Source organism: Collinsella sp. An2 (assembly GCF_002160065.1).
Lineage (GTDB): Bacteria > Actinomycetota > Coriobacteriia > Coriobacteriales > Coriobacteriaceae > Limicola.
On sequence record NZ_NFJW01000013.1, the window covers coordinates 24,335 to 42,110 of the forward strand.

At 64.7% G+C, this 17,776-nt stretch carries 12 protein-coding genes; 6 read left to right on the forward strand and 6 right to left on the reverse strand.

What is annotated here, in order from left to right; genetic code table 11:
• Positions 1-86 precede the first annotated feature (86 nt).
• Positions 87-3,833 (forward strand): phosphoribosylformylglycinamidine synthase, encoded by a 3,747-nt coding sequence (locus tag B5F33_RS08405; protein ID WP_087411364.1) that lies wholly within the window; start codon positions 87-89, stop codon positions 3,831-3,833.
• 167 nt (positions 3,834-4,000) lie between these two features.
• On the opposite strand, the gene B5F33_RS08410 is transcribed toward B5F33_RS08405, so the two are convergent.
• Complete coding sequence (locus B5F33_RS08410) at positions 4,001-5,368, reverse strand: serpin family protein (protein WP_158095344.1); 1,368 nt, start codon at positions 5,366-5,368, stop codon at positions 4,001-4,003.
• A 287-nt stretch (positions 5,369-5,655) separates the two neighbouring features.
• Between B5F33_RS08410 and B5F33_RS11030 the strand changes: the two genes are divergently transcribed.
• Positions 5,656-6,624 (forward strand): HD domain-containing protein, encoded by a 969-nt coding sequence (locus tag B5F33_RS11030; protein WP_239284972.1) that lies wholly within the window; start codon positions 5,656-5,658, stop codon positions 6,622-6,624.
• Positions 6,625-6,999: 375 nt separating this feature from the next.
• On the opposite strand, the gene B5F33_RS08420 is transcribed toward B5F33_RS11030, so the two are convergent.
• A complete protein-coding gene (locus B5F33_RS08420) occupies positions 7,000-8,598 on the reverse strand; it encodes a 4Fe-4S dicluster domain-containing protein (RefSeq protein WP_087411366.1) in 1,599 nt (532 codons plus the stop codon).
• A 633-nt stretch (positions 8,599-9,231) separates the two neighbouring features.
• Between B5F33_RS08420 and B5F33_RS08425 the strand changes: the two genes are divergently transcribed.
• Entirely contained in the window at positions 9,232-10,665 is a 1,434-nt protein-coding gene (locus tag B5F33_RS08425) for a TrpB-like pyridoxal phosphate-dependent enzyme (protein WP_087411367.1), read from the forward strand.
• A 72-nt stretch (positions 10,666-10,737) separates the two neighbouring features.
• On the opposite strand, the gene B5F33_RS08430 is transcribed toward B5F33_RS08425, so the two are convergent.
• A complete protein-coding gene (locus B5F33_RS08430) occupies positions 10,738-11,559 on the reverse strand; it encodes an alpha/beta hydrolase (RefSeq protein WP_087411368.1) in 822 nt (273 codons plus the stop codon).
• Positions 11,560-11,745: 186 nt separating this feature from the next.
• Here B5F33_RS08430 and B5F33_RS08435 point away from each other — a divergent pair, with 186 nt between their 5' ends.
• Together B5F33_RS08435 and B5F33_RS08440 are read left to right on the forward strand one after the other, a co-directional pair.
• Positions 11,746-12,636, forward strand: coding sequence for an AzlC family ABC transporter permease (locus B5F33_RS08435; RefSeq protein ID WP_239284974.1), 891 nt, complete (start codon positions 11,746-11,748; stop codon positions 12,634-12,636).
• Positions 12,633-12,962: a branched-chain amino acid transporter permease gene (locus B5F33_RS08440; protein WP_239284976.1), complete on the forward strand. Its 330-nt coding sequence runs from the start codon at positions 12,633-12,635 to the stop codon at positions 12,960-12,962. The genes B5F33_RS08435 and B5F33_RS08440 overlap by 4 nt, the downstream gene beginning before the upstream one ends.
• Before the next feature lie 82 nt (positions 12,963-13,044).
• Here the strand turns inward: B5F33_RS08440 and B5F33_RS08445 are convergent, their stop codons facing one another.
• From B5F33_RS08445 to B5F33_RS08455, 3 genes are read right to left on the reverse strand one after another with little or no spacing between them, the layout of a single operon-like run.
• Complete coding sequence (locus B5F33_RS08445; RefSeq protein WP_087411369.1) at positions 13,045-14,319, reverse strand: electron transfer flavoprotein subunit alpha; 1,275 nt, start codon at positions 14,317-14,319, stop codon at positions 13,045-13,047.
• On the reverse strand, positions 14,316-15,113 hold the full coding sequence (locus B5F33_RS08450) for an electron transfer flavoprotein subunit beta/FixA family protein (protein ID WP_087411370.1): 798 nt from the start codon (positions 15,111-15,113) through the stop codon (positions 14,316-14,318). Before B5F33_RS08450 ends, B5F33_RS08445 begins: the two co-directional genes overlap by 4 nt.
• 3 nt (positions 15,114-15,116) lie before the next feature.
• Entirely contained in the window at positions 15,117-16,745 is a 1,629-nt protein-coding gene (locus B5F33_RS08455; RefSeq protein ID WP_087411371.1) for an FAD-binding oxidoreductase, read from the reverse strand.
• A gap of 188 nt (positions 16,746-16,933) precedes the next feature.
• Here B5F33_RS08455 and B5F33_RS08460 point away from each other — a divergent pair, with 188 nt between their 5' ends.
• Positions 16,934-17,647, forward strand: coding sequence for a DUF554 domain-containing protein (locus B5F33_RS08460; protein WP_204214483.1), 714 nt, complete (start codon positions 16,934-16,936; stop codon positions 17,645-17,647).
• The last annotated feature ends 129 nt before the right edge of the window (positions 17,648-17,776 follow it).

Below are 17,776 nucleotides of genomic sequence, written 5' to 3' on the forward strand. Positions count from 1 at the left end.
ACGCTCCCGTTCGAGTGCATGCCTGTCGTATCATAAGGACGGTATGCAATCGGCCTTTGAGGGCAGGATTCGAAGGGCAGGATGGAATGGTCTCTCGCATCTACGTAGAGAAAAAACCCGGCTTCGACGTGGAGGCGCAGCAGCTCCTCAGCGAGCTGGTGAGCATCTTGGGCATCAAAGGCCTCACGGGCCTTCGCCTTATCAACCGTTACGACGTGGAGGGTATCGACGAGGAACTTTTCCGCTCCTGTGTGCCCACGGTGTTTTCGGAACCGCAGGTAGACCTCGCCTATGACGAGCTGCCCGATGCCGCGGACGCCGCGGCGGTCTTCGCAGTCGAGTTCCTGCCTGGGCAGTTCGACCAGCGCGCCGACTCGGCCAGCGAGTGCATCCAGCTCATCAGCCAGGGAGAGCGCCCCACCGTGCGCTCCGCCAAGGTGTACATCCTGGCCGGCGAGCTCTCGGAGGCCGACGTCGACGCCATCAAGCACTACGTCGTGAACCCCGTCGAGGCGCGCCTTGCAAGCCTCGACAAGCCCGAGACCCTTGCCACCGAGGTCCCCGATCCCGAGCCGGTGGAAGTCCTGACCGGCTTCCGCGAGCTTGATGAGGCGGGGCTTGCCGCCTTCATCGCCGACCGCGGCCTGGCCATGGACGAGGCAGACATCGCCTTTTGCCAGCAGTACTTCCGCGACGAGGACCGTGATCCGACCATCACCGAGATTCGCGTGATCGACACCTACTGGTCGGACCACTGCCGCCACACCACCTTCGGCACCGTACTCACCGACGTCAAGATCGACGACGCCGTGGTTCAGGCCGCCTTCGACCGCTACATGGAGATCCGCCACGAGCTCGGCCGCGACGAGAAGCCCGTCTGCCTCATGGACATGGGCACCATCGGCGCCAAGTATCTGAAGAAGACCGGCCAGCTCAAGAACCTCGACGAGTCCGAGGAGATCAACGCCTGCACGGTGAAGGTCACTGTGGACGTGGACGGCGAGGACCAGGACTGGCTCTTCCTGTTCAAGAACGAGACCCACAACCATCCGACCGAGATTGAGCCCTTCGGCGGCGCGGCCACCTGCATCGGCGGCGCGATCCGCGACCCGCTTTCCGGCCGCAGCTACGTGTACCAGGCCATGCGTGTCACCGGCGCGGCCGACCCGACCGTGCCGGTGTCCGAGACGCTTGCCGGCAAGCTGCCGCAGCGCAAGCTCGTGACCACCGCGGCGGCCGGCTACTCCAGCTACGGCAACCAAATCGGGCTGGCCACCGGCCAGGTCTCCGAGCTCTACCACCCGGGATACGTGGCCAAACGCATGGAGATCGGCGCCGTCGTGGGCGCGACGCCCGCCGACCACGTGCGCCGCGAGTGCCCCGCACCCGGCGACAAGATCATTCTCTTGGGCGGCCGCACCGGCCGTGACGGCATCGGCGGCGCCACCGGCTCGTCCAAGGCGCACAACGTCGAGTCCATCGAGAAGGACGGCGCCGAGGTCCAGAAGGGCAACGCCCCCATGGAGCGCAAGCTGCAGCGCCTGTTCCGCCGCGGCGACGCCTGCCGCCTCATCAAGCGCTGTAACGACTTCGGCGCAGGCGGCGTCTCCGTGGCCGTGGGCGAGCTGGCCGACGGCCTCTACATCGACCTCGACCAGGTGACCAAGAAGTACGAGGGCCTCGACGGCACCGAGCTCGCCATCTCCGAGAGCCAGGAGCGCATGGCCGTGGCCGTGGCCGAGGACGACGTCGACGAGTTCATGGGCTACGCCGCCGAGGAGAACCTCGAGGCGACCGTGATCGCCGAGGTCACGCAGGAAAAGCGCGTGCGCATGGCCTGGCAGGGAGACGCCATTGTGGACCTGTCTCGCGACTTCCTGGCATCGAACGGTGCGCCCAAGCACCAGAACGCCCACGTGGAGGCACGCTCCGTGTGGCAGCCGGCCTGGGAGGGCACCACGCTCGCCGAGCGCATGAAGAGCCTCGTCTCCGACCTGAACGTGTGCTCCAACAAGGGCCTCTCCGAGCGCTTCGACTCCACCATCGGCGCGGCGACCGTGCTCATGCCGTTCGGCGGCAAGACGCAGCTCACGCCCGCCGAGGCCATGGTTGCCAAGTTCCCCGTGGACGGCGAGACCACCACGGCGAGCGCGATGGCATGGGGCTTCAACCCCTACCTCATGGAGCAAGACCAGTTCGCAGGCGCGTATCTTTCGGTCGTCGAGTCTGTCGCACGTCTGGTGGCCGCGGGCTTCGACCACAGATGCGCCTACCTCACCTTCCAGGAGTACTTCGAGCGCCTGCGCGACGTGCCGGAGCGCTGGGGCAAACCCGTCGCGGCCGTGCTCGGCGCCCTCATGGCCCAGGTGGACCTGGGCATCGGCGCCATCGGCGGCAAAGACTCCATGTCCGGGTCGTTCGAGGACCTCGACGTGCCGCCTACGCTCGTCTCCTTCGCCGTGGCCGTGGGCCGCGCCGCCGGCGCCGTCTCGCCCGAGTTCAAGGGCGTGACGCACCGCGTCGTGCGCATCGCCCCCGCAACCTACGGCGAGGACTGGCGTCCCGACACCGCCCAGCTTCTCGACGCCTTCGAGCTCGTCGAGAAGCTCGCCTCCTCCGGCGCGGCGCTCGCCATCTCCACGCCCGGCTACGGCGGAAGCGCCGAGGCGCTGTTCAAGATGTGCCTGGGCAACCAAATCGGCCTGGAGCTCGCCGAGGACGTCGACATCGACAGCCTGTTCGAGCCCATGTACGGCAGCTTCATCGTGGAGCTTTCCGAGGACGCCGATGCGGTGCTGGAGAGCGCTGCGGACGGCCTGGTCGTCGAGCCGCTCGGCACCACCGTCGAGGCCTACGTGCTCGACGCCGCCGATGAGACCATTGACCTTGCCGAGCTGCAGGAAGCCTGGGAGAGTCGCCTGGAGGGCGTGTTCCCCTACCGCACCCCCGCCGACGAGGCCGCCGAGCTTCCCGCGGTGGAGCCGACTACCTTTACCGCCGAGGCTCCGCACGTCTATACCGGCGAGAAGTTCGCGCGCCCGCGCGTGATCATCCCCGTCTTCCCGGGCAACAACTGCGAGTACGACACCGCTCGTGCCTTCCGCGCGGCAGGCGCCGTAGCCGACACCTTCGTGATCAACAACCTGAGCCCCGAGGCCGTCGCCGAGAGCACGCACGAGCTGGCGCGCCGCATCCGCGAGAGCCAGATCGTCATGATCCCCGGCGGCTTCTCCGGCGGCGACGAGCCCGACGGGTCGGCCAAGTTCATCACCGCGTTCTTCCGGGCGCCCGAGGTCACTGAGGCCGTGCGCGAGCTGCTTCAGAAGCGCGACGGCCTGATGCTGGGCATCTGCAACGGCTTCCAGGCCCTCGTGAAGCTGGGCCTCGTGCCCTACGGCGACATCGTCGACGCCACGCCGGACGCCCCGACGCTGACGTTCAACACCATCGGCCGCCATCAGAGCCGCCTCGTACGCACCCGCGTGGCAAGCAACCTGTCGCCGTGGCTATCTGCCTGCAAGCCCGGCGAGGTCTACACCGTGGCCATCAGCCACGGCGAGGGTCGCTTCGTGGCGAACGACGACGTGCGCACCAAGCTCGTTGAGGGCGGACAGGTCGCCACGCAGTATGTGGACGAGGCCGGTGTGCCGTCCATGGACCTGAACGTCAATCCGAACGGCTCGGTCATGGCAATCGAGGGCATCACCTCGCCCGACGGCCGCGTCTTCGGCAAGATGGGCCACGTGGAGCGCCGTGGCGAAGGCCTGTACGCCAACGTGCCTGGCGAGAAGTTCATGCCGATCTTCGAGAGCGGCGTGGCATACTTCGCATAACCCGCACGGCCTGCTATAACGCCATCACAACCCCCGCCGGTCTCCAAGGATCGGCGGGGGCCGTTTGCTTTCCCCATCCGCTTTAGTTCCGGGTAAGCACCCCGCCTGGCCACAAAGCCCGCGACGCTACGACGCCATGGGATGCCACGTTGGTGCGACCATCACACTCAGTCGTCGCCATCCTGCGGCAAAGCGCGCAGGGCCCCCATAAAGACGGGAATGCCACAGCTCCTGTCCACCACGAGACAAACGAACGGCCTATCGAGCGTGATCTCACGAACGTCGAGGTCTTCCTGTTCGCCGCTCGAACCGGCTTCCGTCGTGATCGCCGTCGCCGCGGCGCCGCGTGTGCCCGCCTCGTTCACGTCGAGAAACGTACTGTGCAGCACGTCGCTCATATACAGATTGCCGTTCTCCGCGGTTCCCAGGGCAGAGAAATCGGCAGCATCGGGATCGAACGCATCGGTTATCCCCAAGCCCTTTAGCACATCCTGCATATGTGCTTCGTACGCCAGCGAGAACTTGGGCAACGCCGCCGCGGCCTGCACGTTGGCAAGCGGGGCCAACAGCTCAAGCAGGCCTTCCCCCGTCAGGGTCGCTATGGCTGCATTCAGCGCGAACCCCTCTTTAGGAAGCAGCCCCACCAGGGCGAACCGACCGCCCGCATACGGGCGCATGAAGCCCGTAAAGGCACCGTTCTCCACATACAGCTGCTCGGTCGAGCGCATCATCTTGACCGGAACCGTCGAGCCGTCCTCACAGGTAAACGTTTCATCTGTTACAAAGGCGTCCTCGTAGGGATACTCCCAGGCGGCCTCGAACGCGAGCGCGTTCACAAGCACCGCCAGGGCGCTGTCATCAAGACGGTCGATGATCGCAGGAATCATCTTGTCGGTATGCGAGCTCACCCATGCATTGATGTCGTCCACCGTCGAGGCATCAAACGGAGCCGCGAACACCGAGGCGGTGAGGTAATCACTGCACACCGCGAGATAGTCATCCCGAACCGTGAGCGCCGATCCATCCTTGAGCCAGATCGAATTGGCCGCATGCAGCACGGGAGCGTCTTCCTGGTTATCGGACTCCTCGAGCGAATGCCGACAGGCCGACAGCACCTCGTTGAGCTCGTCAATAGAAACGCCCAAGAGCACACCAAGCTGCTCAAGCGTTTCTCCCTTCGCCCCGTTTTGAGCAAGCGCGAGCGCAAAGAGCGTCGAAAGCGGGGAGATAAGCGTATTGGTATCGGAGCCGTTTGCCATATCTGACGACACGCATTGATAGAACAGTTGGCACGCAAACGCATCCACCGCCAGGCGAACGGATTCGGCGAGCGCCTGAAGGTCCTGGCCGTCCTCCGCTTGCCGGGTATCACTGGCCTCGGTGAGCTCGCGGGCCGTCAGAGAGGGCTGCGGCTTTGCCTGGTCGCAGCCAGACGCGACGAGCGCCCCTCCCAAAACAGCTGCCGCCGCACCGGCACGAACGAGCAGGTCTCTTCGATTGAGCAGCTGTCCAGAAGCAAGAAACGCGCGCGTCATAGGAACCCCACCCTTGTATCGACGTCCATTCTTGGAACCTGCTTTCATCATGCCACGGTTACAGCTGCTCAAGCCGGCGCGCGGCCTGGCGTTGCTAACTATTCCGCAAGCGGCTCTGTAGCAGTGCCGACATGCCCGGCGCACGCAAGCCCGCGTTCAGGCTCCGGACCGCCGCGCGCGCAGACCCATGAACAGGACCTGGTCCGCTCCTCACAACACGCCCGGGCGTACAATACAGAACCGAACAAACCAAACGCCCAAACGGGCGCCCACACAAGGAAAGCACCATGGAAGAGCACCTCGTCACCATTGACCGCGACCGCGCGCTCGCCGCGTTCCATCGCTACGTCGAGCCGTACGACATGCGCAACCCCCGCATCGCCCTCAAGATCGATCACACCCTGCGCGTTGCAGAGCTCTGCGAGCGCATCGCACGCGAGCAGGGGTTCGCCCCCGCAGGCGTCGATGTGGCCTGGCTCTGCGGCCTGCTCCACGACCTGGGCCGATTCGAACAGCTGCGCCGATGGGACACGTTCCGAGACGACGCCTCGGTGAGCCACGCTGCGCTGGGGGCAAAGATTCTGTTTGGCGACGCATCGAGTCGCGAGGCCATAGCAGGTCACGGCGATGCCCCCACCAAAGACGCACCCGCAGGCGACAGCGAGCCTGCCGCGCAAGCAGTCGCGATGCCCGAAAGCGCTGCGGGTACAGGCGATAGCATGGAGGACGAGCGCTTCGCCCAGCACTGCCGCCAGGCGGGGTCCATACGCGCCTTTCTGGATGACCCAGCGCTCGATGACCTCATTCGTGCAGCGGTCGAGCATCATAGCGACTTCCGCTTGCCCGACGACCTTGCGGTGCGGACGCGTGCGTTCTGCGACGTGGTGCGCGATGCCGACAAAATCGATATCCTGCGCGTGACGTGCACCGATACCGTTGAAACCGTGCTTGGGGTCACCGAGGACGAGCTGCTCGCCAGCGAGGTCTCCCCTGCCACCGAGGACGCGTTTTTCGAACATCGCACCGTCAAGCGCGATGAACGCTCGACCCCGGCGGACTACCTGGTGGGCCTTGCGTGCTTTGCCTACGAGCTCACCTATCCAGCAAGCCTCGACATCGCCATCGAGCAGGGATTCCTCTTCCAGCCGTTTGAGCGACCCTTTGGCATCGAGCGGCCGTTCAGCCAGCCCGCCACGCGCTTCCTCATAAACCAGATGGACGGCCATCTGCGCGCTTGGATTGACGAGCAGGACTGACCCCTCACGTGTGCCGGCGCGCACGACCGAGCGCATAGCACCAACGGGCCACAGGCCCCTGTCCGCACGCAGACAACAAAGAGCAGCGCCGCCCGGATGCAACATCCCGGCGGCGCTGTCGATTACCTCACAGAAAGCCTAGGGAAACACTGAATATGAGCCTTCGCGGCGGCCCTCAACGCACACTCGATTCGGAAAAGGGCGTCCCTTTCAGGAATCGTCGAGTAGGCTCCTAAGCCCCGAGCTATCTACCAGGGGTTTTATCCGTCGGGTATCCTGGTCTACTCGGCCAATCGCATTTTGGACGCCCTTTTCCGAATCGAGCGTGCATGAGGGGGGCGCAAGGAGGCTGTAATCAGTGATTCCCAAGCGCGCCTATGCCTCGGGCTTCAATGCCTCGGCAGTCTCCGCCACCGCATCGCGCTGGCGCTGGCCGTCGGCCTCGCGCTCAAGCACGTCCAGATACGTGTTGTACATGTTTTCGTTTGCCACCTTGTGCGGCGACTTCTTCGCATAGGCGCGCACCTGGGCCGCCGATTTCGAAACCGCCTGAATGGTGCCCGCACCGGCAACGCATCCGCCGGGACATGCCATACCTTCCAGCAGGTAGCCGTCGAACTTTCCCTTGACCGCCCGCTTCATCATCTTGCGGCAGTTATCCAGCCCCTCAGCGGCCTCGATCTTCACTTCCATCTCGGGGTGGTCGCGATGGATGGCGTCCGCGACGGCTTTCGCGACACCTCCCGCTACGGCAAAGCCGCGGCCATCCTGGCTCGCCACATCGAAGTCGGTCGAGCCGTCGCCCTTGAGCTTGGTGTACTCGATGCCCTTCGCCTCCATCATGCCGGCCATCTCTTCGAACGTCAGCACGAAATCGACCTCGCTCTTTACGCTGCGGCGCTGCGCCTCGAGCTTCTTGGCCGCGCAGGGCCCCACAAAGACGATCTTTGCCTTGGGATGATGCTCGCGGATGAGTCGAGCGGTGAGCACCATGGGCGTAAGCGCCATGGACACGCAGTCGGCGTGCTCGGGGAACTCCTTTTTTGCCATGACCGACCACGCCGGGCAGCAGCTCGTAGCCATGAACGGAATCTTATCGGGCACCTCTTCCAGGAAGTAGCCCGCCTCCTGAACCGCGCACAGGTCTGCGCCCACGGCAACTTCTTCCACTCCCGAGAATCCGAGCTGCTTGAAAGCCTCGCGCAGCTTGTCAACGTTGCCGCGGCCGCCGAACTGCCCCACAAACGACGGGGCGACAGCAGCGATGACCTCGTCGCCCTCCTGGATGGCGCGAATGATCTGGAAGATCTGGCTCTTGTCGGCGATGGCGCCAAAGGGGCAGCTCACCAGGCACTGGCCGCACGAGACGCAGCGGTCGTAGTCGATGACCGCACGACCCTGGTCATCGGAACCGATGGCGTGCATGCCGCATGCTGCCGCGCAGGGGCGTTCGCGATGGACGATGGCGGTGTAGGGGCACACCTGCTGGCAGCGACCACACTTGATGCATTTTTCCTGGTCGATGTAGGCCTTCTTGTCCACAAAACTGATCGCGCCCTTGGGGCACACCTCGCGGCATGGATGCGCCAAGCAACCCTGGCACAGGTTGGAAACCACATAGGACTCCTCGGCACAGGCGTTGCACGCAAACCCGATGATATTGATGAGCGGCGGCTGATAGTACGTTTCGGGCTTCGCAGCCTCGGCGACGCCCTCAGAGATCTTCGCCGGGCGGTCGGCGCCTTGCATGGGCAGTCCCATAGCAAGACGGATGCGCTCGCCCACCACGGCGCGCTCCAAAAACACACTTTCGCGATAGGTGGCGACATCTCCCGAAATGATCTGATAGGGCAACTCGTCGACCCAACCGTAGTCGCCGTCCCCGCTCTCGTACGCAAGGCGCGCGACCTCGCGGAACACGGTGCGTCGAATCTTGGCAAGGCTGGTATACACGCCGCGCATTGAATCCGCCATGGTATCTCCCCTCGAAGGCAGCGCGATCGACAGGCGGGCGAACGCCGGCAGTCGCGCCGTCGTAACTCTTGACATCAGTATAGAGGGCCTATGGGCGCCGCGGCGTCCAGATGCCCTCATCAGCCAGATTCCCCGGCTTTAGAAACGACAGGTGCTTCTTGCAGCCGGATCCCGGGAAGGCCCCAGCGAGGCGGCGACGAAAACCGCACGGCACCACTCCGGCGTGGTCTCCCCTATGACGTGCAGTCACCCGTTCTGTAACCAAATGGCAACGTAGCGGAATTGTTCCTTGCAAAGCACTTTATCGTGCTATAGTGAGCGCACTCCGAGAAGCGTCCGGCCAAGCCGGCAAGGGGAAGGTCCACCGATGACGTTGGCAGCGAACACATCTTTTAGCCTGTGCGCCGCACAGACCCTTGCTGCTGCATGGTGGTGGAACAACGGAATGCGCCCCCTCTCGGACTAGCTCCGGCTTCTGCACTCGCACGCACGAAGGCCTCCGGATCGTCCGGAGGCCTTCTTTTTTGTCGGCATCGGGTCCGCCGGCGCGTCGCGAGTCCGAAGCCGCACAACAAAGAGGCGAGGCAAAGCCCCCGTTTCGCGCCACTCGGCGCCGCGTAGAAAGGACCCGCCATGACCACCTCGACCGCACCGTCCGCACCTACCGCAACCAACGGCGCCGCCAAGGCGCGCGAACCGTATCGTCTGTACCTGAGCGAAGCACAGATTCCCACCCGTTGGTATAACCTGCGGGCCGACATGCCCACCAAGCCCGAGCCCATGCGGCTGCCCACGGGCGCCGTCGCCACAAAGGCCGACCTTGCGCCCGTATTCGCCGACGCGCTTATAGACCAAGAGCTCGATGACACGACACCATATTTCGATATCCCCGAACCGGTGTTGGAGATGTATCGGGTCTACCGGCCTTCCCCGCTCTGCCGCGCCTACAACCTGGAGCGCGCGCTCAACACCCCCGCGAAGATCTTCTTCAAGTTCGAGGGCAACAACACCTCGGGGTCGCACAAGCTCAACTCCGCCGTGGCACAGGCCTACTACGCCAAGGCCCAGGGTCTCACCAACGTAACCACCGAGACGGGCGCGGGCCAGTGGGGTACCGCCCTCGCCGAGGCATGCGCACACTACGGCCTTGACCTGGACGTCTTCATGGTCAAATGCTCATACGAGCAAAAGCCGTTCCGCCGCAACATCATGGAGACCTTCCATGCCAGCGTGACGCCTTCCCCGTCCGACACCACCGAAGTCGGCCGGCGTATCTTGGCGCAGGACCCCACCAGCTCGGGCTCGCTTGGAACAGCCATCTCGGAGGCGGTCGAGCGCGCCTTGCACGTACCCGAGAATCGCGGCCGCTACCAGCTGGGATCGGTCTTGAACCAGGTGGTGCTGCATCAGAGCATCATTGGCCTTGAGAGCTACGAGGCCATGCGCGAACTTGGCGAATACCCCGATATCGTGATCGGCTGCGCAGGCGGCGGCTCCAACCTGGGAGGTCTCATCGCGCCGTTCATGCGCGACAAGCTCACCGGCGCACGGCCCAACACGCGCTTCATTGCCGTGGAGCCCGAGAGCTGTCCGTCGCTCACGCGCGGCAAGTTTGCCTACGATTTTGCCGACACGGGCCAGACCTGCCCCCTGTGCAAGATGTATACGCTCGGCAACGGGTTCATTCCCAACCCCGACCACGCCGGCGGGCTTCGCTATCACGGCATGAGTCCCATCATCTCGCAGCTCAAGCACGACGGATACCTCGAGGCCGTCGCGGTAAGCCAGACGGACGTATTTGAGGCGGGCGAGAAGTTCGCCACGCTGGAGACCATCCTTCCGGCACCCGAGAGCAGCCATGCGATTCTTGCAGCCATCCGCGAGGCGGAGCGCTGCCGCGAGACCGGCGAGGCCAAGACGATTCTCTTTGGACTCACCGGCACGGGGTACTTCGACATGGTGTCCTACGACAAGTTCAACCGCGGCGAGATGGAAAACCACCGCCCCACCGACGAAGAGCTTGAGCGAGGCTTTGCAACCATCCCGCATATCCCGGGCATCCAGTAGAGCCCGTCGACGCGGACTGGGCGATGCCGAGCGTTGCCCAGCCCGCGACAGACACGATCCGGCCGGCGCCCGTTAGGCCCAACCCTCTTCGAGCCACTCTGCGGCAAGATCCAGCCACGCCGCGATGTGCGCGTCACGGTGCAGATCGTCCTCCCCCGTCTGCGCCGTTGCCAGCGAGAGCCCATGGCGGCCGCGGTGAAAGACGTGGCATTCGTGGTCTACGCCATGGGACGCCAGCGCCTCGGCATAGCGGTAGGCATTGGCAACGGGCACCGTGGCGTCGGTCGCCGTGTGCCACAAAAACGTGCGGGGCGTGGCGGCATCCACCAGATCTTGGGCGTGAGCTAGGGCTTCCGTAGGGTCAAGGCGGTGCGCATAGGCGGCATCGGACGGCCATCCGCAGGTGAAATCGATCACTGGATAGCAGAGCACTTGCGCCGAAACAGCCATGTCGTCGCAGCTCAAACCAAGCTCCGCAGCAAACGCGGGGTCGCGCATGACGCGGCTGTAGGAGGCGCAGAGATGACCGCCCGCCGAGCACCCAAGCATCGCGATGCGCTCGGGATCCACATGCCACGCACCTGCATGCGCGCGCACCGTTGCCACCGCGTGCGCGAGGTCGCGCTGCGGATGGGGCAGCAGCGGGGAAGCCTCATCTTCGTCGAACACCGTATAGTCGAGTACGACCGTCTGAAAACCGCGGGCTACCCATGCAAGCGCGATGGGCTCGGCCTCCCGATCGGAACACATGCGATAGGCTCCACCCGGGCAGATGACGACCGCCGGGCGGAGCCTGTCCTCCTGGGATGCAAGGTTGTCCTGAATATAGGTGGTAAGCGTCGGCGACGACGTTCCGTAGCCCGACGCGGGAAGCTCTATGGTCTCGATATGCATTCGCCCCTCCGTTCGCTTGATGCGTTTCCGCCGCCCGCTTGCAAGCGGCGTCTCGCACTATAGCAAGCCCGTATCGCGCCTGCCAAGAACCCGTTTAACACCCGCCTGACAGCAGCCGCGGGGTCAATCCGCTATCCTGTTGAGCTATCTGACACAGCGAGGGCGAAGACGAAGGCCGTGGGCGATATGGTGAAAACGGATATACAGAACAGGGGCGCCGTTCCGGATACGGCGCCGGAGCAGCGGAAATCGACCGGTTTGGACATGACGAGCCCATCGGAGTCCGGCAGCCAACGGGCGGCTCTCACCATACGCCGCGGCGAGCGGCTGCGCGCCCTGAAGGCCGCCTTCCCCTTCACCATCCCCATCCTCGCAGGCTTCGTCTTTCTGGGCATTACCTGCGGCATCTATTCCATCTCGCTCGGACTTCCTTGGTGGACGCCGACTGCCATGGCAGTCATCATCTTTGCCGGTTCGGCGGAGTTCGTCGTGGCATCACTGCTCACCGGCCCCTTCAACCCCGTGCAGGCGTTCCTGCTGGCATTCGTCGTGAATGCCCGCCATCTGTTCTACGGCATCTCCATGCTCGAACGCTTTCGCGGCATGGGGTCAAAGCGCGCCTACCTCGTCTTCGGCATGTGCGATGAGACCTTCTCCATCAACTACTCCACCGAGCCGCCCGAAGGCGTCGACCGCGGATGGTTCATGTTCTTCGTGACGCTGCTCAACCATGTGTACTGGGTTGCCGGCTGCACGTTGGGCGGCTTGTTTGGCAGCGCGCTGGCGCTCACCGTCGAGGGCGTGTCCTTCGCCATGACGGCGCTCATGGTGGTGATCTTCCTCGATCAATGGCTCAAGGACAAGCAGCACCTCAGCGCCGTGGCGGGTATCCTTGCCGCCGTGGCGGCACTGGTCGTCTTTGGGCCGGATGACTTTATGATTCCCGCGATGTTGCTCATCCTGCTTGCGGTATCTGCCCTACGCGGCCGCATCGAGCCCGCCTATGCGGCGCCGAGCTCCCCTGTCGAAGACGCCAAAGACCGCATCGAGCATGCACAGGGAGGCGATGCCGCATGAGCGCCCTGCAGATGCTTCTCACGATCGGCGCAGCAGGACTTGCCACCGTGCTCACGCGCAGCCTGCCGTTTTTGGTGTTTCCCGCAGGACAGGAGACGCCGCGCTTCGTGCGATTCCTCGGCGACGCCCTGCCGGGAGCCGTCTTCGGGCTTCTTGTGGTCTATTGCCTGCGCGAAGTCGACCCTCTCGCCGGAAGCCACGGTATCCCCGAGGCCCTGGGCATCCTGGTTGCCGGCGGCCTCTATCTGTGGCGGCGAAACATGCTGCTCTCCATCTTCGCAAGCACGGCCCTCTACATGGTCCTCGTGAACCTCGTGTTCGTCTAAGCCACCGCGCAGAATCGCGCTGCCAACGTCGCCGGTGGCGCTTCGTCGGCGGCATGCTCTGCGCGGTACGCCTAACCAGACCTTAAGAGCGACGCTCCAGCTGCGCCACCAGCTCGTTGACGACCTCGATGCAGTCGCCCACCACGCAGCAATCGCTCGCTCCGAAGATCGGGGCCTCGGAATCCTCGTTGATGGCGACGACGGTCTGCGCCCCTCCGATGCCCGCAAGATGCTGAATGGCGCCCGAAACACCGATGCTCAGCAGCAACCGGGGCGCCACCGAGACGCCCGTCTGCCCCACCTGATGACGATATTCAAGCCAGCCGGCCTCTACGAGGGGACGCGTGCAGCCAAGCTCGGCACCGAGAAGCTCGGCGAGCCTGCGCATGAGGGGAAGGTTCTTCTTGGACCCGATGCCGCGTCCGACCACGACGAGCACCTCGGCATCGGCGATGGAGGCACCGGCGTCGACAGGCTCATGCTCGAGCACCCGGATCCGCGAAGACACCGCGGGGTCAAGCTTCACCTCGGTCACGTCGTCCGCTGCGGCACCAGAGGCGGGACGCTCCCCGGATGTCTGGCCGTCGGAGGTCGCATCGCCCTCAGACGAAGCGGTCAACGAAGACCCATCTGCAGGGTCGGGCACGGGGAAGATACCGGGGCGCACCGTGGCCATCTGCGGACGATGCCCTGGGCACACGATGGTCGCCATGAGGTTGCCGCCGAAAGCAGGCCGCGTCTGCTGTAGCTGGCCCGAAGCCTGGTCGATCTCGAGCACCGTGCAGTCCGCCGTAAGCCCGGTGCGCAGCCGCACGGCAACAGCCGGAGCAAGCTCACGCCCAAAGGCGGTGGCACCTAGCAGCACGGTCTCGGGCCGACGCTCCTCGGCCAGGGAGGTGAGCCAACGGGCATAGACCTCTGTGTCGAGTGTTGCTAGACGATCGTCACGGCAACGCAGCACCTCGTCGGCCCCTGAGCTCATCAGCAGGCGCGCGTTGTCATCGGACGCCCCGGCGCCTTCTCCCAGCACGGCCACGACACGGCATCCGCGCACAGCGGCAAGCTGGCGCGCCTTGCCCACCAGCTCGAGAGCCACGCGCTCGACCGACCCTGCGGCGTCGAGCTGCGCAAACACCCATATATCCCGATACGCGTCAAGGTCTTGCCCCGAGGCGGAGGCGTCGCGCTCGATGGAGATGGCGTCGACAGGACACGCGTCTACGCACGCGCCGCACAGGATGCATCCCTGTGTTGGACGAGCCAGACGATCCACGACCTCGATGCCCGCACTTCCGCAGGCGCGCACGCAGCGACGGCACCCGATGCAGCGCTCCGCGTCGACCACCAGTCCGCTCATAGTCCCATCCCTTCCACAAGCTCCACCAACTGCTCGGCCTGCTGGGCCGGCGAACCTTCAAGCCATGCGCCGCCGGACGAGCGCTCCGGCACAAACGAACGCACCACTTGGGTGGGCGAACCGGCAAGACCGCAGCGCGCGGGATCCGCACCGACCCCCGCAACATCGAGCACTTCGACCGGGGCGGCCAGAGAGGCGCGCACGCCGCAGATGGCGGGCATGCGCAGCTGCGCAGCATCCTTTGCAACGGTGATCACCGCGGGCAGCGGTGCCTCCACAAGCTCGATGCCTGCATCCGTCCCACGGCGCACACGCAGGCAGTTCCCATCGCACGCCAGCAGCTCGCGAACGTCGGCGATGCACGGCACATCCAACACGCCCGCGATTTCCGGCCCGATCTGCGCGGTATCGCCGTCGACCGCCATCTTTCCGCAGATAACCACGTCGGGCCTGCCCAGATGACGGATACCGCACGAAAGCGCGTAGGAGGTGGCAAGCGTGTCGGCACCGGCGAAGGCGCGGTCCGAGAGCAGCAGGCCGTCGTCCGCTCCGCGAGCGATGCAGTCACGCAGCAACCGCTCGGTATCGGGGATGCCCATGGAGAGCACCGTCACCCGCACGTCGTCACCCAGAGCCTCCCGCTCGTCTTTGATACGCAGAGCAAGCTCGAGCGCCGTCGAATCAAACGGGTTCACCACCGACTGCGCGCCGTCGCGCACGATGGTGTTTGTCACCGGGTCCATCTTGACCTCAGTCGTGCTGGGCACCGCTTTCACACATACGATGATCCTCATGGCTCACGCACCTCCTTCCAACAGGCTCGCATCGAACAGATTGCCACGCCCCAGCTGCCCATAGGGATCGAAGGCAAGCTTGACCCGCGCCATCTCGCGCAGATGCTCCTCGCCGTACATGATGGCCAAAAAGTCGCGCTTGAGCTTGCCTACGCCGTGCTCGGCAGAAACGGCACCGCCCATGGAGGTAACCTCGCGCGCCCACTCACCGAAGAGCGCCTTGCCGCGGGCATACTCCTCGGAGCTGCGCGGCAACACGTTGACATGCAGGTGGTTGTTGCCGATATGTCCCCACGCGGCTGCCTCGAGACCCGCCGCGGAGAGCGTGGTGCGATAGAGCTCGATGACGTCGTGCAGACGATCATCGGGCACCGACATGTCGCTTCCCAGCTTGGTGATGGCGGGGTCGGTTCGGCGCCGCGCATCGATGAGCATATTCACGCTTTCGGGCACCGCATGGCGGAAGAACTGGAGGCTCTCGCGGTCGAGCTCGGTACGCGCGACCCACGTCGCAGCCTCCGACCCACCGGCGCGCTCGACGATGCCACCCACGCGATCGAGCTCCGCGAGGGCCAGGTCCTCGTCCTGGCAGTGCAGCTCGACATATACGCAGCAGGCCGCGTCGGCAGCCAGAAGCGGCAGGGCCGAGAAGGCCGTGCTCTGCTCGCGCTGCGTGCGCAGGATATCCAGAGAGGCCGGGTCGAAGTATTCGATCGCCGCCGCGCTTGCCACCTCGTCGCGCAGCCCCACCGTAGCGTCGAGCGCCTGATGCTCGTCTGCAAAAAAGCAGCTCACACCCCAGATGACCGGCGGAGTGGGCATGAGGGCAAGCTCGAGCTGGGTGATCACACCCAAGGTGCCGTCCGACCCGATGACAAGGTCAATGGCGTCCATGTCGTCCTGGACGAAATAACCCGACGCATTCTTGGCGTGCGGCATGTCATACGTAGGCAAATCGACCGAGATGGTCCGACCCGCTTCGGTGGAAAGCTCCAGATGCCGGCCGCGTGCAAACACCTGGCCGCGGCGAAGGTCCACCACGTCGCCGTCGGCGAGAGCCAAACGAAGCGCCGTCACATGAGGACGCATGGGCCCATAGCGAAAGCTCCGCGCACCCGAAGCGTTGCATGCCGCCATGCCGCCCAGGCAGGCCGAGGCCTCGGTGGGATCGGTGGGAAACATCTGCTCGGGGGCATCCTGCAGGGCGGAAAGGGCCTCGAGACTAGACTCATCCCAGCCTGCCGACGGAATGCTTTTTCCCTTGAGATACTTGCGGAGCTCCGAGAGAACGACCCCCGGCTGCACAAGCAGGAAGAACGACCCGTCGGCATCGCGACGCAACCCCAGACAGCGGTTCATGCGCGACAGGTTGAGAACATGCCCGCCGTGGGGCATGGCTCCCGCGGCAAGGCCCGTGCGCGCGCCCTGCACCGTAATGGGCGTGTGGTCGCCGTGCAGCGTGCGAAGAACCTCGCAGACGTCCTCTTCGGTCTGGGGAAACGAGATGCTCTGCGCCTCTCCCTGACTTCGAGACTCATCATGCCGATAATCGTCGAACTCGGCCGTAAACGCTCGAATGAGCGGATGGCCCTGCCGAACGGATTCTTCCGCTCCCGCTGCCGGTGCGTCCATATGTCCCCCATTCTTTACCGTACCAAAGTGCGTGCAGCTGATTGTATCCGCTGACGCCCTGACAACACACGATAGCGCTGTTCGTTGCCGGTTGGAAACAATGAGCGGCGACTGCTGCGCGCCGTGGTGTGGGGTGTCTGCTACCATGCATGTCCCGGAAGCATCCAGCGAAGACAGGAGGGGCCGGCGTGATCGGATTGGGAACGCTCATCAACGTGGCGCTCATCGTCGTCGGAGGGGTCGTCGGCCTGCTGGGCGGACGCCTCTTCACGCCCTCCCTCCAGGACACCCTTATGAAGGCGACCGGCGTAAGCGTGGTGTTCGTAGGGCTGGCCGGCGCACTCGCCGGCATGCTGAGCCTGCAGGACGGCGTGCTGGTGAGCGGCGGCTCCATGATGATCGTCGCCTCCTTCGCCTTGGGCTCGCTTGTGGGTGAGCTCATCGACCTGGATGGCCGCTTCGAGCGCCTGGGCGAGTGGCTCAAGCGCAAGACGGGAAGCGAAGGCGACAACCAGTTCGTGAACGGCTTCGTGACGGCCTCCCTCACCGTATGCATCGGCGCCATGGCTATCGTGGGCTCCATCCAGGACGGTATCGCAGGCGACTGGTCGACGCTCGCTCTGAAGGGCGCGCTCGACTGCCTGATCGTGTGCGTTATGACCGCTTCCCTGGGACGTGGCTGCATATTCTCCGCCCTGCCGGTAGGCGTCTTCCAGGGTGTCATCACCCTCCTTGCCCGGCTGGTTCAGCCGCTCATGACGGATGCGGCGCTCGCCAACCTGTCGCTGGTAGGCTCGATTCTCATCTTCTGCGTGGGCGTAAACCTCATCTGGGGCAAGATGTTCAAACCCGCTAACATGCTTCCCGCCGTCGTGGTCGCCGTGGCGCTGGCGTTTATTTAGCGCAAGCGGGAACCGGCAACGCCGCGACGTACGCGGCTTCTGCAGACCTACGCACCAAGCTGACGAGATGCACCTGTTGGGTTACGGTGCCCTGCCCCCGCTCCGCCGGGTTCTGCTCGCCGATCGCCG